Source organism: Comamonas sp. GW821-FHT11H03 (assembly GCF_058807955.1).
Genome location: NZ_JBXARF010000001.1, coordinates 1 through 15,199, shown reverse-complemented (window position 1 = coordinate 15,199; position 15,199 = coordinate 1). Strand labels below are relative to the sequence as shown.

12 protein-coding genes and 1 pseudogene are annotated in these 15,199 nt (G+C 65.1%); 12 read left to right on the top strand and 1 reads right to left on the bottom strand.

Translation table 11 applies throughout. The features are described 5' to 3' along the window. Positions 1 to 147 precede the first annotated feature (147 nt). Positions 148 to 1,143: an AraC family transcriptional regulator gene (locus AC1RTQ_RS00065; RefSeq protein ID WP_492873516.1), complete on the top strand. Its 996-nt coding sequence runs from the start codon at positions 148 to 150 to the stop codon at positions 1,141 to 1,143. A 92-nt stretch (positions 1,144 to 1,235) separates the two neighbouring features. On the opposite strand, the gene AC1RTQ_RS00060 is transcribed toward AC1RTQ_RS00065, so the two are convergent. After that, positions 1,236 to 2,153 carry a LysR family transcriptional regulator gene (locus AC1RTQ_RS00060; protein ID WP_492873514.1) on the bottom strand — a complete coding sequence of 306 codons (918 nt, stop codon included), beginning with the start codon at positions 2,151 to 2,153 and terminating at the stop codon, positions 1,236 to 1,238. 112 nt (positions 2,154 to 2,265) lie between these two features. Here AC1RTQ_RS00060 and AC1RTQ_RS00055 point away from each other — a divergent pair, with 112 nt between their 5' ends. The 11 genes and pseudogenes from AC1RTQ_RS00055 to AC1RTQ_RS00005 form a co-directional block, all read left to right on the top strand. After that, positions 2,266 to 4,383 (top strand): 3-hydroxyacyl-CoA dehydrogenase NAD-binding domain-containing protein, encoded by a 2,118-nt coding sequence (locus tag AC1RTQ_RS00055; protein ID WP_492873513.1) that lies wholly within the window; start codon positions 2,266 to 2,268, stop codon positions 4,381 to 4,383. Between the two features lie 278 nt (positions 4,384 to 4,661). Beyond that, positions 4,662 to 5,858 carry an acetyl-CoA C-acyltransferase gene (locus tag AC1RTQ_RS00050; RefSeq protein ID WP_492873511.1) on the top strand — a complete coding sequence of 399 codons (1,197 nt, stop codon included), beginning with the start codon at positions 4,662 to 4,664 and terminating at the stop codon, positions 5,856 to 5,858. 158 nt (positions 5,859 to 6,016) lie between these two features. Continuing rightward, positions 6,017 to 7,216 (top strand): acyl-CoA dehydrogenase family protein, encoded by a 1,200-nt coding sequence (locus AC1RTQ_RS00045; RefSeq protein WP_492873509.1) that lies wholly within the window; start codon positions 6,017 to 6,019, stop codon positions 7,214 to 7,216. A 168-nt stretch (positions 7,217 to 7,384) separates the two neighbouring features. Further along, entirely contained in the window at positions 7,385 to 8,518 is a 1,134-nt protein-coding gene (locus AC1RTQ_RS00040) for an acyl-CoA dehydrogenase family protein (protein ID WP_492873507.1), read from the top strand. 49 nt (positions 8,519 to 8,567) lie between these two features. Beyond that, positions 8,568 to 9,359: an oxepin-CoA hydrolase, alternative type gene (locus tag AC1RTQ_RS00035; protein ID WP_492873506.1), complete on the top strand. Its 792-nt coding sequence runs from the start codon at positions 8,568 to 8,570 to the stop codon at positions 9,357 to 9,359. A gap of 39 nt (positions 9,360 to 9,398) precedes the next feature. Continuing rightward, positions 9,399 to 10,649 (top strand): CaiB/BaiF CoA transferase family protein, encoded by a 1,251-nt coding sequence (locus AC1RTQ_RS00030; RefSeq protein WP_302089447.1) that lies wholly within the window; start codon positions 9,399 to 9,401, stop codon positions 10,647 to 10,649. Positions 10,650 to 10,774: 125 nt separating this feature from the next. After that, complete coding sequence (locus AC1RTQ_RS00025) at positions 10,775 to 11,791, top strand: Bug family tripartite tricarboxylate transporter substrate binding protein (RefSeq protein WP_302089448.1); 1,017 nt, start codon at positions 10,775 to 10,777, stop codon at positions 11,789 to 11,791. Between the two features lie 80 nt (positions 11,792 to 11,871). Then, the gene (locus AC1RTQ_RS00020; protein ID WP_492873504.1) at positions 11,872 to 12,885 is read left to right on the top strand and encodes a Bug family tripartite tricarboxylate transporter substrate binding protein; all 1,014 of its coding nucleotides are present in this window, start codon (positions 11,872 to 11,874) and stop codon (positions 12,883 to 12,885) included. Positions 12,886 to 12,892: 7 nt separating this feature from the next. Then, the gene (locus AC1RTQ_RS00015; RefSeq protein WP_492873502.1) at positions 12,893 to 13,867 is read left to right on the top strand and encodes an NAD(P)H-dependent flavin oxidoreductase; all 975 of its coding nucleotides are present in this window, start codon (positions 12,893 to 12,895) and stop codon (positions 13,865 to 13,867) included. A 36-nt stretch (positions 13,868 to 13,903) separates the two neighbouring features. Further along, positions 13,904 to 14,653 (top strand): electron transfer flavoprotein subunit beta/FixA family protein, encoded by a 750-nt coding sequence (locus AC1RTQ_RS00010; RefSeq protein WP_492873501.1) that lies wholly within the window; start codon positions 13,904 to 13,906, stop codon positions 14,651 to 14,653. A gap of 153 nt (positions 14,654 to 14,806) precedes the next feature. Beyond that, positions 14,807 to 15,199, top strand: a pseudogene (locus tag AC1RTQ_RS00005) (electron transfer flavoprotein subunit alpha/FixB family protein); the annotation flags it as partial.

Sequence of the window (15,199 nt, the reverse complement as noted above, 5' to 3'; positions counted from 1 at the left end):
TTGACCGCTGGTGGTGATATTGATAAACATCAACACCCGAAATGCAGCTTGCCCTTGAGCCCTGTTTGCATCCATGAAATCCGGGCCTGCTGCGCAGTACCTGGGTCAACCGTTTTCCTGGTCACGATGAAGCCCCGTATCCGAAGTGTGAGCCTGTGCAAATACGCCAAGGTGGCCAATGAGCTCGGCATCGATCCGCTGCGCATGTTCCGCCAGGTGGGGCTGGATCACAGCTGTCTGAGCTCTCCCGACCTCATGGTTCCCGAAGCGGCGTTTGCGCAGTTGCTGGAGGCTTCGTCGGCGCAGGCCGGGCAGGCTTCGCTGGGCCTGCTCATGGGCTCGCATTGGCGTCTGTCCGACTTCGGGCCGATCAGCCTGCTGCTGCAGCACCAGGCCAGCCTCGCAAGTCTGCTCAAGACCTTCAAGGACTATGACCACATGATCAGCACCACCGTGGGCACGGAGGTGGTGACCCAGGGGCGCTATTCCATCATCCAGCTGAACCTGGATACCGAGCGCGAGAGTCCGGGGCGTCACCCGGTGGAGCTGGGTATCACGGCGCTGATGAGCCTGTGCCGCTATCAGCTGGGCAAGCAGTGGAGCCCGGCCGGCATCCACTTCTCGCACAGCTCGCCGGGCAGCACCATGAGCCATCGCCGCGTGCTGGGCAGCGAGATCGTGTTCGGCTCGGACTTCGATGGCATCGTGGTGAGCAACGAGGATCTGGAGGCCGTCGATGCCGATCACGACAGCCTGATGGAGAGCCACGCCCGCAGCCTGATGGAGCGCCACGCGCCGCGGCCCATGGCCAGGTCGCTGGAGCAGCAGGTGCGCAGCACCTTGCAGTCGCTGCTGCCCCACGGGCGCCACAGCATCGCCCATGTGGCCGGCGCGCTTGGCTATACGGCCCGCTCGCTGCAGCGGCACCTGGAAACCCAGAACACCAGCTTTCAGGAAACGCTGGACGCCGTGCGCAGCCAGGCCGCGCTGCGTGCGCTGCAGAATCCGCAGCTGTCGGTGAGCGAAGCGGCAGCCCAGGCCGGCTTTGCCGAGAACAGCTCGTTCACGCGCTGGTTCAGCAAGCATTTTCAGCAAAGCCCCAGCAGCTGGCGCCAGCAGAATCTGAGCCGCAGGCTGTCCTGAGAACGCAAAGACGTTCCAGGACTTCTTGCCGAATGAAAACGCCAGCCTGCGCGCTGGCGTTGTGCATTGCGGCTCAGGGCCGGGGCATTGCGTCAGGGCTGGGGCATTGAGGCCAGACGGGTTGCTTCGGGCTGGGCCTTGGCCAGCAGAAAATCGATGCAGGTACGCACGGCCTTGGTCTGGTGCCGGTTGGGCAGGTACAGCAGATACATATGGGTGCCGAAGATGCTGAGCCGGTACTCGTCCAGCGTGCTCAGCACCTCGCCCGTGGCCAGCTTGTCCTGCACCACATAGTCGGGCACCAGGCCCACGCCCAGGCCGGCCAGGATGCCGTCGCGCAGAAACGGGAAATGCTCGGAGATCATGGTGGGCTCCAGCATCACCTCGTGGCGCTCGGTGCCCAGATAGGCGGCCAGGCGCAATTGCCGCCCCGTGACCCCGGCGGTGATCAGCGGGCTGGCGCGCAGGGCATGCAGGGTTCTGGGCAGGCCGTGGGTCTGCGCATATTCGCGTGAGGCACAGGCCAGGTAGCGCACCGTGCCCATGCTGCGCGCCACCAGGGACAGGGGCGGCTCCTGGATCACGCGCACGATGATGTCCACATCGTCGCGCAGATTGTCGGCCCGGTTCTCGAACAGCACATCGAGCACGATGCCCGGGTACAGGCGCTTGAACTCGATCAGCCATTCGCTCATCACGATCTGGCCGTAGCCGCTGGGCACGCTGATGCCAACGCGCCCCTGCAGGCTCTGGCCCAGCGCCGTGATGGCCTCGCGTGCGGCCAGCATTTCGTTGTGGATGTTGCGCCCGTGCTCGTACAGGCGCATGCCGATCTCCGTGGGCTCCACGCGGCGCGTGGTGCGCTTGACCAGTTGCACGCCCACGGATTTTTCCAGCTGGGTCAGGTGATAGCTCACATTGGCGCGCGTCATCTTGAGCTTGCGCGCCGCCTGACTGAGATTGCCGCTATCGATGATTTCGACCAGCAGGGTCAGCGATTGGGAGTCCATGGCGTGTTTGTCCAATTTCCTTTGACAGTCTGTCAATGATTCATGGGATTGTTAGAAAACATTGTCGTCGTAAGAATAAAGCCCATTCCATAAAGAGATTCAGGAGACACGCATGACCGCCCAAGCCAGCACCTCTGTCGTCGAACTCAGGCAAGACGGTGACGTCCTGCTCGTCAGCGTCAACAATCCGCCCGTCAATGCACTGGGCGCTGCCGTGCGCCAGGGCCTGATGGCGGCCATGGAGCAGGCCGATGCCAGCGCCTCGGTCAAGGCCGTGGTGATCGTGGGCGAGGGCAAGGCTTTCATCGCCGGTGCCGATATCCGCGAATTCGGCAAGCCCCCGGTCCTGCCTTTCCTGCCCGATGTCTGCAACCGTATCGAGGCCTGCAGCAAGCCCGTGGTGGCCGTGATCCACGGCGCGGCGCTGGGCGGCGGCCTGGAGATCGCCATGTCGGCGCATTACCGCCTGGCGCTGCCTGGCGCGAAGCTGGGTCTGCCCGAAGTCTTGCTGGGTCTGGTGCCCGGCGCCGGCGGCACGCAGCGTGCACCGCGCCTGATGGGCGTGAAGGCCGCGACCGAGCTGATGCTCAGCGGCCAGCAGATCGGCGCCAAGGCCGGACTGGCAGCCGGTCTGGTGGACCAACTGGAAGAGGGCACGGACCCCGTGTCTGCGGGCCTGGCCTATGCGCGCGAGTTGCTGGCGCAGGGCGCGCCGCTGCGTCCCGTCAGCGCCACGCCGGGCCGTCTGGCCGACAAGGCCGCCGCCCAGGCGGAGCTCGATGCGCTGCGTGCCGACACGGCCAAGAAGTCGCGCGGCCTGTTTTCGCCCCTGAAGATCATCGACTGCGTGCAAGCCGCGCTGGATCTGCCTTTTGCCGAAGGCCTGAAGTTCGAGCGTGCCCAGTTTCTGGCCTGCATCGACAGCCCGCAGCGCGCCGGCCTGATCCACGCCTTCTTTGCCGAGCGCGAGACGGCCAAGATTCCCGAAGCCCGCGCCGCGCAGCCGCGCGCCTTCAGCAAGATCGCCATCATCGGCGGCGGCACCATGGGCGCGGGCATCACCGTCTCGGCGCTGGATGCCGGCCTGGTCGTGACCATGATCGAGCGCGACGCCGAATCCATCGCACGCGGCCAGGCCAATGTGGAGAAGGTCTACAACGGCCTGATCGCCAAGGGCCGCATGAGCGAGGAGGCCAAGGCCGCCATCATGGCGCGCTACACGCCCTCGACCCGCTATGACGACATTGCCGATGTGGACCTGGTGATCGAGGCGGTCTTTGAAGACCTGGAGGTCAAGAAGGCCGTGTTCAAGGAGCTGGACCGCGTCTGCAAGAGCGGCGCCGTGCTGGCCACCAACACCTCGTATCTGGATATCGACGCGATTGCCGACGTCACCAGCCGCCCGCAGGACGTGATCGGTCTGCACTTCTTCAGCCCGGCCAACATCATGAAGCTGCTGGAGATCGTCGTGCCCACCAAGGTGGCCCCCGATGTGGTGACCACGGCCTTCGAGCTGGCCAAGAAGATGAAGAAGGTGCCCGTGCGCGCCGGCGTCTGCGACGGTTTCATCGGCAACCGCATTCTGGCCACCTACAAGCAGGCCGCCGACTACATCATGGAAGACGGTGCCAGCCCCTACGAGATCGACGAGGCCGTGCGCGGCTTCGGCTTTGCCATGGGGCCCTTTCAGGTCACCGACCTGGCCGGCGGCGATATCGGCTGGGCCACGCGCAAGCGCCGCGCTGCCACGCGCGACCCCAAGGCCCGTTATGTGGAGATTGCCGACCGCATCTGCGAGCAGGGCTGGTTCGGCCAGAAGACGGGCCGGGGCTTTTATCTCTATCCGCAAGGTGCGCGCATCGGTCAGCCCGACCCCGAGGTGCTGGCCATTGTGGACGCCGAGCGCGCCAAGAAGGGCGTGACACCGCGCCCGTTCACGGCCGAGGAAATCATGCGCCGCTACATGGCCGCCATGGTCAACGAAGGCGCCAAGGTGGTGGGCGAGGGCATTGCGCTGCGCCCGCTGGATGTGGACGTGACCTTTATCTCCGGCTACGGCTTTCCGCGCCACCGCGGCGGCCCCATGAAGTGGGCCGATATGCAGGGCCTGGCCAAGGTGCTGGCCGATATCGAAGCCTTTGCCAAGGAAGACGCGCTGTTCTGGAAGCCTGCGCCGCTGCTGCAAAAGCTGGTGGCCGAAGGCAGGAACTTCGAGAGTTTGAACCAGTAACACCCCCTGAGGCGCGGCGCCGGTGCGGCCCCGCGCCTTCCCCCTCTCTCGCTTCGCGGGAGGGGGACACTGCCCTCGCTGCGGGGCGGCGGGGCCGCCTAGGCCCTTGCTCGGCAGTCCGCCGATAGGGCGTGTCGGTTTTTGATCGCGTAGTCAAAAAAACGAGCTGCTATCGCTTTATTTGTATTGATTTCAGTATGAAAAGTATCTGAAAACAAGTAATGACAGGCGAAGACAGCTATCAAAAATATTTTTCAACATTCACAGAGACAAGCACCATGCGTGAAGCCGTTATCGTTTCCACCGCCCGCACACCGCTGACCAAGTCGCATCGTGGCGAGTTCAACGTCACTCCTGCCGCCCAGCTGGCTGCTTTCTCCGTCAAGGCGGCGGTGGAGCGCTCGGGGGTCGATCCCGAAATGATCGAGGACCTGATTCTGGGCTGCGGCAACCCCGACGGTTTCCAGGGCCGCAATCTGGGCCGACAGACCGTGTTGCGCGCCGGGCTGCCGCTGTCGATCGCCGGCACCACCATCACGCGTTTTTGCGCTTCGGGTCTGCAGTCCATCGCCATCGCGGCAGGCCGCGTCGTGGCCGAGGGCGTGGACGTGATGCTGGCCGGCGGTATCGAGACCATCTCCGGCATCCGGGCCGGCAACAATCTGCCCACCGACATGGACCCCTGGCTGGTGGAGCACAAGCCCGAGCTGTACATGGCCATGATCGACACCGCCGATGTGGTGGCCAAGCGCTACGGCATCACGCGTGAAGACCAGGATGCGTTCTCGCTGCAAAGCCAGCAGCGCACGGCAGCGGCCCAGGCCGCCGATCTGTTCAAGGACGAGATCATCGCCTGCTCCACACGCATGATGGAGAAGAACAAGGAAACCGGCGAAGTCACCTACCGCGAGGTGGTGGCCACGCAGGACAACTGCAACCGCGCCAGCACCACGCTGGAGGGGCTGGCCAAGCTGGAGCCTGTAAAGGGCCCGGGCAACTTCATCACGGCCGGCAATGCCTCGCAGCTGTCTGACGGCTCCAGCGCCTGCGTGGTGATGGAGGCCAGGCTGGCAGAGCGTCTGGGCCTCAAGCCCCTGGGCGCTTTCCGCGGCTTTGCCGTGGCTGGCTGCGAGCCTGACGAGATGGGCATTGGCCCCGTGTTTGCCGTGCCCAAGCTGCTCAAGCGCCACGGCCTGACGGTTCAGGATATCGACCTGTGGGAGCTGAACGAAGCCTTTGCCTCGCAGGCGCTGTATTGCCAGCGTCAGCTGGGCATTCCCAACGAGCGCCTGAATGTCAACGGCGGCGCGATTGCGATCGGCCACCCTTTCGGCATGACGGGTGCACGCCTGACCGGCCACATCCTGCTCGAAGGCCAGCGCCGCAAGGCCCGCAACCCCCAGGTCAAGTGGGGCGTGGTGACCATGTGCATTGCCGGCGGCATGGGTGCTGCTGGCCTGTTCGAGATTTTCTAAACACCCCCTGAGCGGCTGGCGCCGCTTCCCCCTCTCTCTTCGGGAAGGGGACGACGCCTTTGCTGCGAGACGGCTCTTGCTCGGCGCCTCTGGTTCAGAGCGTGCCGGTGTCAGAGGCTGCAAAGGCGCGCTGCGCCATGGATTACCAGGAAATAGCAATGGATTTGCAATTCACCCCCCAGGAAGAGGCGTTTCGCGCCGAGGTGCAGACTTTTCTCAAGGAGAAGCTGCCCAAGCATATTTCGCTCAAGATCAAGGCCGGCCAGCGTCTGAGCAAGGCCGATCAGGACGAGTGGCACGCCATCCTCAACGAGCGCGGCTGGTATGCGAATCATTGGCCCGAGGAGCATGGCGGTCCGGGCTGGGGAGCAGTCGAGAAGTTCATCTTCGACACCGAATGCGCCCTGGCCGGCGGCCCGCGCATCGTGCCCTTTGGCGTGAACATGCTGGGGCCGGTGCTCATCAAGTACGGCAACGAGCAGCAAAAGAAGTACTGGCTGCCGCGCATTCTGAGCGGCCAGGACTGGTGGTGCCAGGGCTACTCCGAGCCCGGCGCGGGCTCCGATCTGGCCTCGGTGAAGACCACGGCCGTGCGCGATGGAGACTTCTACATCGTCAACGGCCAGAAGACCTGGACCACCCAGGGCCAGCACGCCAATATGATCTTCTGCCTGGTGCGCACCAACCGCGAGGCCAAGGCCCAGGCCGGCATCAGCTTTTTGCTGGTGGACATGAACAGCCCCGGCGTGGAGCTGCGTCCCATCCGCACGCTGGACGGCGACAAGGAAGTCAACGAAGTCTTCTTCACCGATGTGAAGGTGCCTGTCGAGAATCTGGTGGGCGAGGAAAACCGGGGCTGGACCTATGCCAAGTATCTGCTGACCTACGAGCGCACCGGCATTGCGGGTGTGGGTTTCTGCATCTCGGCCCTGGCCAAGCTCAAGGTCATCGCCGCCAAGGTACACAAGAACGGCCAGCCTTTGAGCCAGGACCCGCTGTTCGCCGCCCGCATGGCGCGCGTCGAGATCGACCTGGAGAACATGAAGACCACCAATCTGCGCGTGATCGCCGCCGTGGCCGGTGGCGGCGTGCCCGGTGCGGAAAGCTCCATGCTGAAAATTCGCGGCACCGAGATCCGTCAGGAAATCCTGTCGCTGATCCGCCGCGCCATGGGCGTGTATGCCGTGCCCTATATCGACGAGGCCCAGTACGAAGGCTATGACCAGGCGCCCATCGGCGGCATCGACGAGGCCGCCACGGCCTCGGCCAACTACTTCAACTACCGCAAGCTGTCGATCTTCGGTGGCTCCAACGAAATCCAGAAGAACATCATCTCCAAGATGATTCTGGGCTTGTGAACCTGTAACCCCCTGAGTCGCTTCGCCTGGGCGGCCCCGCACCTTCCCCTAGCCGGGCGCCCCCAAGGGGGACGACAACTTCGCGTCGGGGAGGCCCTAGCTCGGTGTCTCCCGCGAAGGGGGCATGCCAAGCGATATGGGTCTCTTGTTGGGTAGAAAGAATTTGTCATGAACTTCACACACACCGAAGACCGCCGCATGCTGGCGGACAGCCTGAACCGCTTTGTCTCCGAGCAGTACGGCATCGAGCATCGCAACCAGCTGGCCTATGGCGCAGAAGGTCACAGCCCCGCGCTGTATGCGCAATTTGCCGAGCTGGGCGCGATTGGCGCGCTGTTCCCCGAAGCGGTGGGCGGCTTTGGCGGCTCGGGCTTTGACATCAGCGTGGTGTTCGAGTCACTGGGCCGCGGCCTGGTGGCCGAGCCGCTGCTGGGGGCGCTGGTCGTGGGCCAGGCCCTGATTGCCGCTGGCAGCGATGCGCAAAAGCGCCAGCTGGAAGAGATCATTGCCGGCGGCGTGATCGCCGCCCTGGCGCACGATGAACCGGGTAGCCACTACGAGCTCAACAAGGTCACCGCCACGGCCGCCAGGAGCGCCACGGGCTGGGTGCTCAACGGCGCCAAGAGCGTAGTGGCCTTTGGCGAAAAGGCCGGCCTGCTGCTGGTGTCGGCGCGCACCGCAGGGAGCATGTTCGATGCTGCCGGCATCAGCCTGTTCCTGGTCGACGGCAACGCCGCCGGCATTGCCAAGCGGGGCTATAGCCGCATGGAAGGCGGCCGCGCTGCCGAGCTGACGTTCGAGAATGTGCAGCTGGCCGAGGATGCTCTGCTGGGTGCCGAGGGCCAGGGCCATGCCGTGCTTGAGCATGTGCAGGGATTTGCCCTGCTGGCGCTGGCTGCCGAGGCGCTGGGCGCCATGGATGTGGCCAAGCAGAACACGCTGGAGTATCTGCAGACGCGCAAGCAGTTCGGCGTGGCCATCGGCGGCTTCCAGGCGCTGCAGCACCGCATGGCCGATCTGCTGCTGGAGGTGGAGCAGGTGCGCTCCACCGTCATCAATGCGGCCGATGCCATCGACAATGCCCAGGGCGCCGAGCGCGAGAGGATGCTGTCTGCCGCCAAGTACACCGTGGGCTCCGTGGGGACCCTGGTGGCCGAGGAAAGCATACAGATGCATGGCGGCATCGGCATGACCTGGGAGCTGCCGCTGGCGCATTACGCCAAGCGACTGATCATGATCGACCACCAGTTTGGCGACGAGGACCATCACCTGGCGCGTTTCATGGCTTTGACGCAGGCCTGAGCCCCGAGGCTGGGAGGCTGCGGTTTCGCTAGACATGGAGAGAACATCAATGAGTGACGCTTTGCTGATCCGCCGCGAAGGTGCCGTGCTGGTGCTGAGCAACAACAACCCGGCTGCGCGCAATGCGCTGTCGCCCGCGTTCTACGCGGCCGTCACGACCGCGCTGGCAGATGCTGCGGCCGACTCCAGTGTGGGCGCGGTCGTGCTCACGGGTGAGGGCGGTCATTTCTGCGCCGGTGGCGATCTGCGCCAACTGGCCGGGCGCCGCGAACTGCCCGTGGAGCAGCGCCGAGAAAAGCTGGAAGGCCTGCACGATCTGATTCGCGCCGTGCGCGACTGCCCCAAACCCGTCATCGCCGCCGTCGAAGGCGCAGCGGCGGGCGCTGGCCTGTCGCTGGCCCTGGCCTGCGATATGCTGGTGGCCGCCCGCGACAGCCTGTTCTCCGTGGCCTATGTGAAGGTGGGGCTGACGCCCGACGGCGGCGCCACGGCCTTTCTGGCCGAGTTTGTCTCGCGCCAGGTGCTGACCGAGCTGTGCCTGACTGGCGAGCGCATCAGCGGCGAACGCATGCACGCTCTGGGTCCCGTCAACCGGCTGGCCGAGCCCGGCCAGGCGCTGGCCGATGCCGTAGCGCTGGCCGCCCAGATCGCGACCGGCCCGGACCAGGCCATGGCCTTGATCAAGGACCTGTGCCGGCAGGCACCGCGCACCACGCTGGAGCAGCAGCTGGAGCTGGAGGCGCAGTACATGGTGCGCTCTCAGGGCAGCGAAGAGTCCCGTGAAGGCATTGCCGCCTTTCTCGAAAAGCGCAGCGCCGATTTCACCCGATTGCGTGCCTGAGCACCCGACAAAACCAAGATTTTCAAGGAGACAAGGCTCATGGCCGACAGCAATACCGAACAGAACCCGGACATCGACTTCCCGCTGGAGGGGGTGAAGGTACTCGATCTGTCCCGCGTCTTCGCCGGGCCGTTGTGCGGCATGGTGCTGGCCGACTTCGGTGCCGAGGTGGTCAAGGTCGAGCACCCGGGCCGCGGCGACGACACGCGTGACTGGGGCATGCGCATCGGCAAGACCGAGACCACCTACTACAACAGCATGAATCGCAACAAGCGGTCCATCACGCTGGATCTGCAAACGCCCGAGGGCGTGAAGATCCTCCATGAACTGCTGCCCCAGTTCGATGTGCTCATCCACAACTTCAAGACCGGCGGCGCCGAGAAGCTGGGCCTGGGCTACGAGCAGCTCAAGGCCATCAAGCCCGACCTGATCTATTGCGCCGTGGCTGGCTACGACAGCAGCGGCCCCGAGGCCAAGCGCCCTGGCTACGATCTGGTGATCCAGGGCGAGGCGGGTCTGATGGCGCTCAACGGCGAGGCAGGCATGCCGCCGCTCAAATTCGGCGTGGCCGTGGTGGATCTGGTGACTGGCATGTATGCGGCCCAGGCCGTGCTGGCCGCCTTGTTCCGCCGCGAGCGCACGGGCAAGGGCCGGCTCATCGAGATGGCGCTGTACGATAGCGGCATCATGGTCACCGGCTACTACGGGCTGGACGCCATGCAGCTGGGCCATGACCCCGAGCGCTACGGCAACGCCCATCCCTCCATCGTGCCCTACGGCATGTACGAGGCCGCCGACGGCCCGCTGATCATTGCCGTGGGCAACAACAGCCAGTTCGACAAGTTCTGCCGCCAGGTCATCCTGCGTCCCGACATCGTCGAGGACCAGCGCTTCTCCACCAACGTCAACCGTGCCAGGAACCGCCAGGAGCTCAGTCCCATGCTCAAGGAGCTGATTGGCAGCTTCCCGCGCGATCTGCTGCTCGAGCGCCTGACGGCCGCCGGCATTCCCTGCGGCCGCGTGGCCGGTCTGCACGAGGCCCTGACCAGCGAGCGCACGCGCCGCAGCGGCCTGCTGCGCGACATGCCCCATCCCGTGGCCGGCACCACGCCCGTGTTCGCGCCGCCCTACCGCCTGGACGGCCAGCGTCTGCCCATCCGCCATGCGCCGCCCACGCTGGGTGAGGGCACGCGCGAAGTGCTGCACCGGCTGCTCAGCATGAGCGACGAGCAGTTGCAGCAGCTGCAGTCCAAGGGCGTGCTGACCCTGCCCGAGCCCCCCGCGCAATAGGGATAAGAGGACCGATCACGCGACTGATTCCACGGGGGCCATTGATGCCCGGCCCCCAGCCCCGCCAGGTTTGCATGCCGCACCAAGACGGCACCCATAGACAGCAATACCCAGGAGACAAAACAATGAGCAATCAAGTCACACGCCGCGACATTCTTCAAGGGCTGGCCGCCATCGGCGGCGGCAGTCTGCTGACCACGGGCGCGGGCAGCGCCTTGGCGCAGGCCGGCAAGCCGGCATGGCCCAGCAAGCCCATTCGCGTGGTCGTTCCCTTCAACGCAGGGGGCGCCACCGACATCATGGCGCGCACCATCGGCGAGGTGCTGGCCAAGCGCCTGGGCCAGCCCGTGGTGGTGGACAACAAGGCCGGCGCCGCCGGCATCCTCGGCACCGAGGCCGTGGCCAAGGCAGCGCCCGACGGCCATACGCTGCTGCTGTCGCTCAGCACCTCGATGCTGATCAACCAGTTCCTCTACACCAAGCTGCCCTACAACCCGCAAAAGGACATCGCGCTGATCACCCAGGTCGCGGCGGCGCCCGTCACGCTGGTCGTCCATCCCTCGGTGCCGGCCAACAACATGAAGGAGCTGCTGGCCTATGTGAAGGCGCACAAGGGCAAGCTGTCCTATGGCTCCTGGGGCGTGGGCTCGTACGCGCATCTGGCCGGTGCCTACATGAGCAAGACCATGGATGCCGACATGAACCATGCGGCCTACAAGGGCGAGGCTCCCATGATCCAGGAGCTGATCGGCGGCCAGTTGCAGCTGTGCTTTTCCAGCGCGCTCAACACCAAGCCCTTCATCGACTCGGGCCGCCTCAAGGCCATCGGAGTCACGGGCAAGGAACGCATGGAAATCCTGCCCAAGCTGCCGACCATCTTCGAGCAGGGCGTCACCGACGATGCCTATTCGATCTACGGCTGGGTGGCCATGGGCGCGCCCGCAGGCGTGCCCAAGGAGGTCGTGGACCAGCTCTACGGCCACCTGCGCGAGATCATCAAGGACCCCAAGGTGCTGGAGCGCATCACGGGCGCCGGCTTCATTCCCATGATGAACAGCCCCCAGGCCTTCCGCGACAACTATCAGCGCGATATGCCGGTCTGGAAGGCGCTGGTCGAGCAAGCTGGCGCGAAGCTGGACTGATGCCAGGCACACTCATTTTTCCGGCCTGCGGCAGCAGGCCGCTACCGACGACTGCTCAGACAGTCCAGACAGGAGACTTCATGTACACGCGCAACACCGCACCTCAGGCCGGAGCCACCCGGCGCAGCGTTCTGGCACTGGCCGCAGCGCCGCTGCTGGCCGGCATGGCCGGCGGCGCGCTGGCCGAGACCGACTGGCCCAGCAAGATGCTGCGCCTGGTCGTTCCCTTCCCTGCGGGCGGCCCGACCGACACGGCATCGCGCATCGTGGGGCAGAAGCTGGGCGAGCGTCTCAAGCAGACCGTGGTCGTGGAAAACCGCCCCGGCGCATCGGGCTCCATCGCGGCCGTGCAGGTCGCCAAGAGTCCGGCCGACGGCTACACGCTGATGATGCTGGCCACGCCCACGCTGCTGGCGCCGCACCTGTACAAGAAGGCCGGCTATGACACCGTCAAGGATTTCGCGCCCGTGGCCACGGTCTATGACCTGCCCATCGTCATCGTGGTCAACCCCGCGCTGCTGCCCGATGTCACCGACCTCAAGAGCCTGATCGCCCACGCCAAGGCCCAGAAGTCCCCGCTCAACTACACCAGCTCGGGTGCCGGCAGCTTCGGCCATCTGAGCATGGAGATGCTCAAGCAGATGGCCGGCTTCGACATGCAGCACGTGCCCTACAAGGGCGGCGTGCCCGCCATCACCGACACCATCGGCGGCCAGGTGCCCATCATGTATGCCGACCTCGTGGCTGCGCTGCCCCATATCCAGGTCGGCAAGCTGCGCGCCATCGCCGTGGGATCGCCCCAGCGCGTGAGCATGCTGCCCGACACGAAGACGATCGCCGAACAAGGCATCAAGGGCTATGACGCCGTCTCCTGGGGCGGCCTGCTCGCGCCCAAGGGAACGCCCAAGGCCGTGGTCGAGCGCATCGCCTCCGAAGTCCAGCAGATACTGGCCGACAAGGACGTCCAGAGCAAGCTGCTCCACGCGGGCGCCATCGCCAACTTCCAGAATCCCGCCCAGCTGGGCCAGCGCATCCAGCAGGACTACACGCGCTGGGGCCAGCTGATCCGCGACAAGGGCATTGCAGTGGAGTGACAACGACATGAAGACACGCATCACCGAACTCTTTGGCATAGAGCACCCCATCATTCAGGGCGGCATGCACCATGTGGGCCTGGCCGAGCTGGCCGCCGCCGTTTCCAATGCCGGGGGACTGGGCATCATCACGGGCCTGACCCAGCGCACCCCCGAGCTGCTGGCACGCGAGATCGCGCGCTGCCGCGAGATGACGGACAAGCCCTTTGGCGTCAACCTGACGTTTCTGCCCTCGGTCAACCAGCCCGACTACCCGGGCTATGTCAAGGCCATCATCGAAGGCGGCGTCAAGGTGGTCGAGACGGCCGGCAACAACCCGCAGAAATGGCTGCCCGCGCTCAAGGAAGCCGGCATCAAGGTGATCCACAAGTGCACCTCGGTGCGCCATGCGCTCAAGGCCGAGGCCATCGGCTGCGATGCCATCAGCGTGGACGGCTTCGAATGCGGTGGTCATCCGGGCGAGGACGACATCCCCAACTTCATCCTGCTTCCGCGCGCGGCCGAAGAACTGAAGATTCCCTTTGTCGCCTCGGGCGGCATGGCCGACGGCCGGTCGCTGGTGGCCGCGCTGGCGCTAGGCGCCGAAGGCATCAATATGGGCACGCGCTTTATCGCCACGAAAGAGGCACCTGTACACGACAAGGTAAAGCAGGCCATCGTTGCGGCCAGCGAGCTGGACACCCGTCTGGTCATGCGCCCGCTGCGCAACACCGAGCGCGTGCTTAGCAATGCGGCCACCGAACGCCTGCTGCAAAAGGAGCGCGAGCTGGGCGCGGCCATCACCTTTGCCGACATCGCCCCCGAAGTGGCCGGCGTCTATCCGCGCATCATGCACGACGGCGACATGGACGCAGGCGTCTGGTCCTGCGGCATGGTCGCGGGCCTGATCCACGACGTGCCCACGGTTGCGCAACTGATCGCCGGCATCATGGACCAGGCCCATGCACTGATCAACGAGCGGCTCGCGGGCCTGGCCCGCTAAGCCTTTCACTCTTCAAAACCAGGAAAGAGCTTTCTCATGAAAATCCTTGTACCCGTCAAACGTGTCGTGGACTACAACGTCAAGGTCCGCGTGAAGTCGGACGGCACGGGTGTGGACATCGCCAACGTCAAGATGAGCATGAACCCCTTTGACGAAATCGCCGTCGAAGAAGCCGTGCGCCTGAAGGAAAAAGGCGTGGTCACCGAAGTCATCGCCGTCTCCTGCGGCGTGGCCCAGTGCCAGGAAACCCTGCGCACGGCCATGGCCATCGGTGCCGATCGCGGCATCCTGGTCGAGACCGATGTCGAGCTGCAGCCCCTGGCCGTGGCCAAGCTGCTAAAGGCCCTGGTGGACAAGGAGCAACCCGGTCTGGTCATCTGCGGCAAGCAGGCCATCGACGACGACGCCAACCAGACCGGCCAGATGCTGGCGGCCCTGGCCGATCTGCCCCAGGCCACCTTCGCCTCCAAGGTCGAAGTCGCCGGCGACAAAGTGAACGTCACCCGCGAAGTGGATGGCGGCCTGGAGACCGTGGCCCTGTCCACGCCCGCCGTCATCACCACCGACCTGCGCCTGAACGAGCCCCGCTACGTCACCTTGCCCAACATCATGAAGGCCAAGAAAAAGCAGCTGGACATCTTCAAGCCCGAAGACCTGGGTGTGGACGTGACGCCTCGCCTCAAGACCGTGAAGGTCTCCGAGCCCGCCAAGCGCGGCGCTGGCGTCAAGGTGGCCGATGTGGCCGCTCTGGTCGACAAGCTCAAGAACGAAGCGAAAGTCATCTAAGGCCCCCTGAGCCGCTTCGCGTCATCCCCCGCAGGGGGACGACCCCTCGGTGCGGGGCGGCCCTTCCTCGGTGTCCCGCGCTTGAGTCGCGCCAGATTGGCCGGCTGCGGGTGATGCAGGCACCATGAAAAATTCTAGAGAAAGACGACTGAAATGACCTCTCTCGTTATTGCAGAACACGACAACGCGTCGATCAAGACCGCGACCCTGAACACCGTGACGGCTGCCAAGGCCTGCGGCGGTGATGTGCATGTGCTGGTCGTTGGCGAAGGTGCAGCCGCTGCAGCAGCCGCTGCCGCCCAGATCGCCGGAGTCTCCAAGGTCATCCATGCCGACGGCGCCAGCCTCAAGGACGGCCTGGCCGAGAACGTCGCCGCCCAGGTGCTGAGCATTGCCGGCAACTACAGCCACATCCTGTTCCCCTCGACTGCCTCGGGCAAGAACGTGGCACCCCGCGTGGCCGCCAAGCTGGACGTGGCCCAGATCAGCGACATCACCAAGGTCGACTCGGCCGACACCTTCGAGCGCCCCATCTACGCGGGCAAC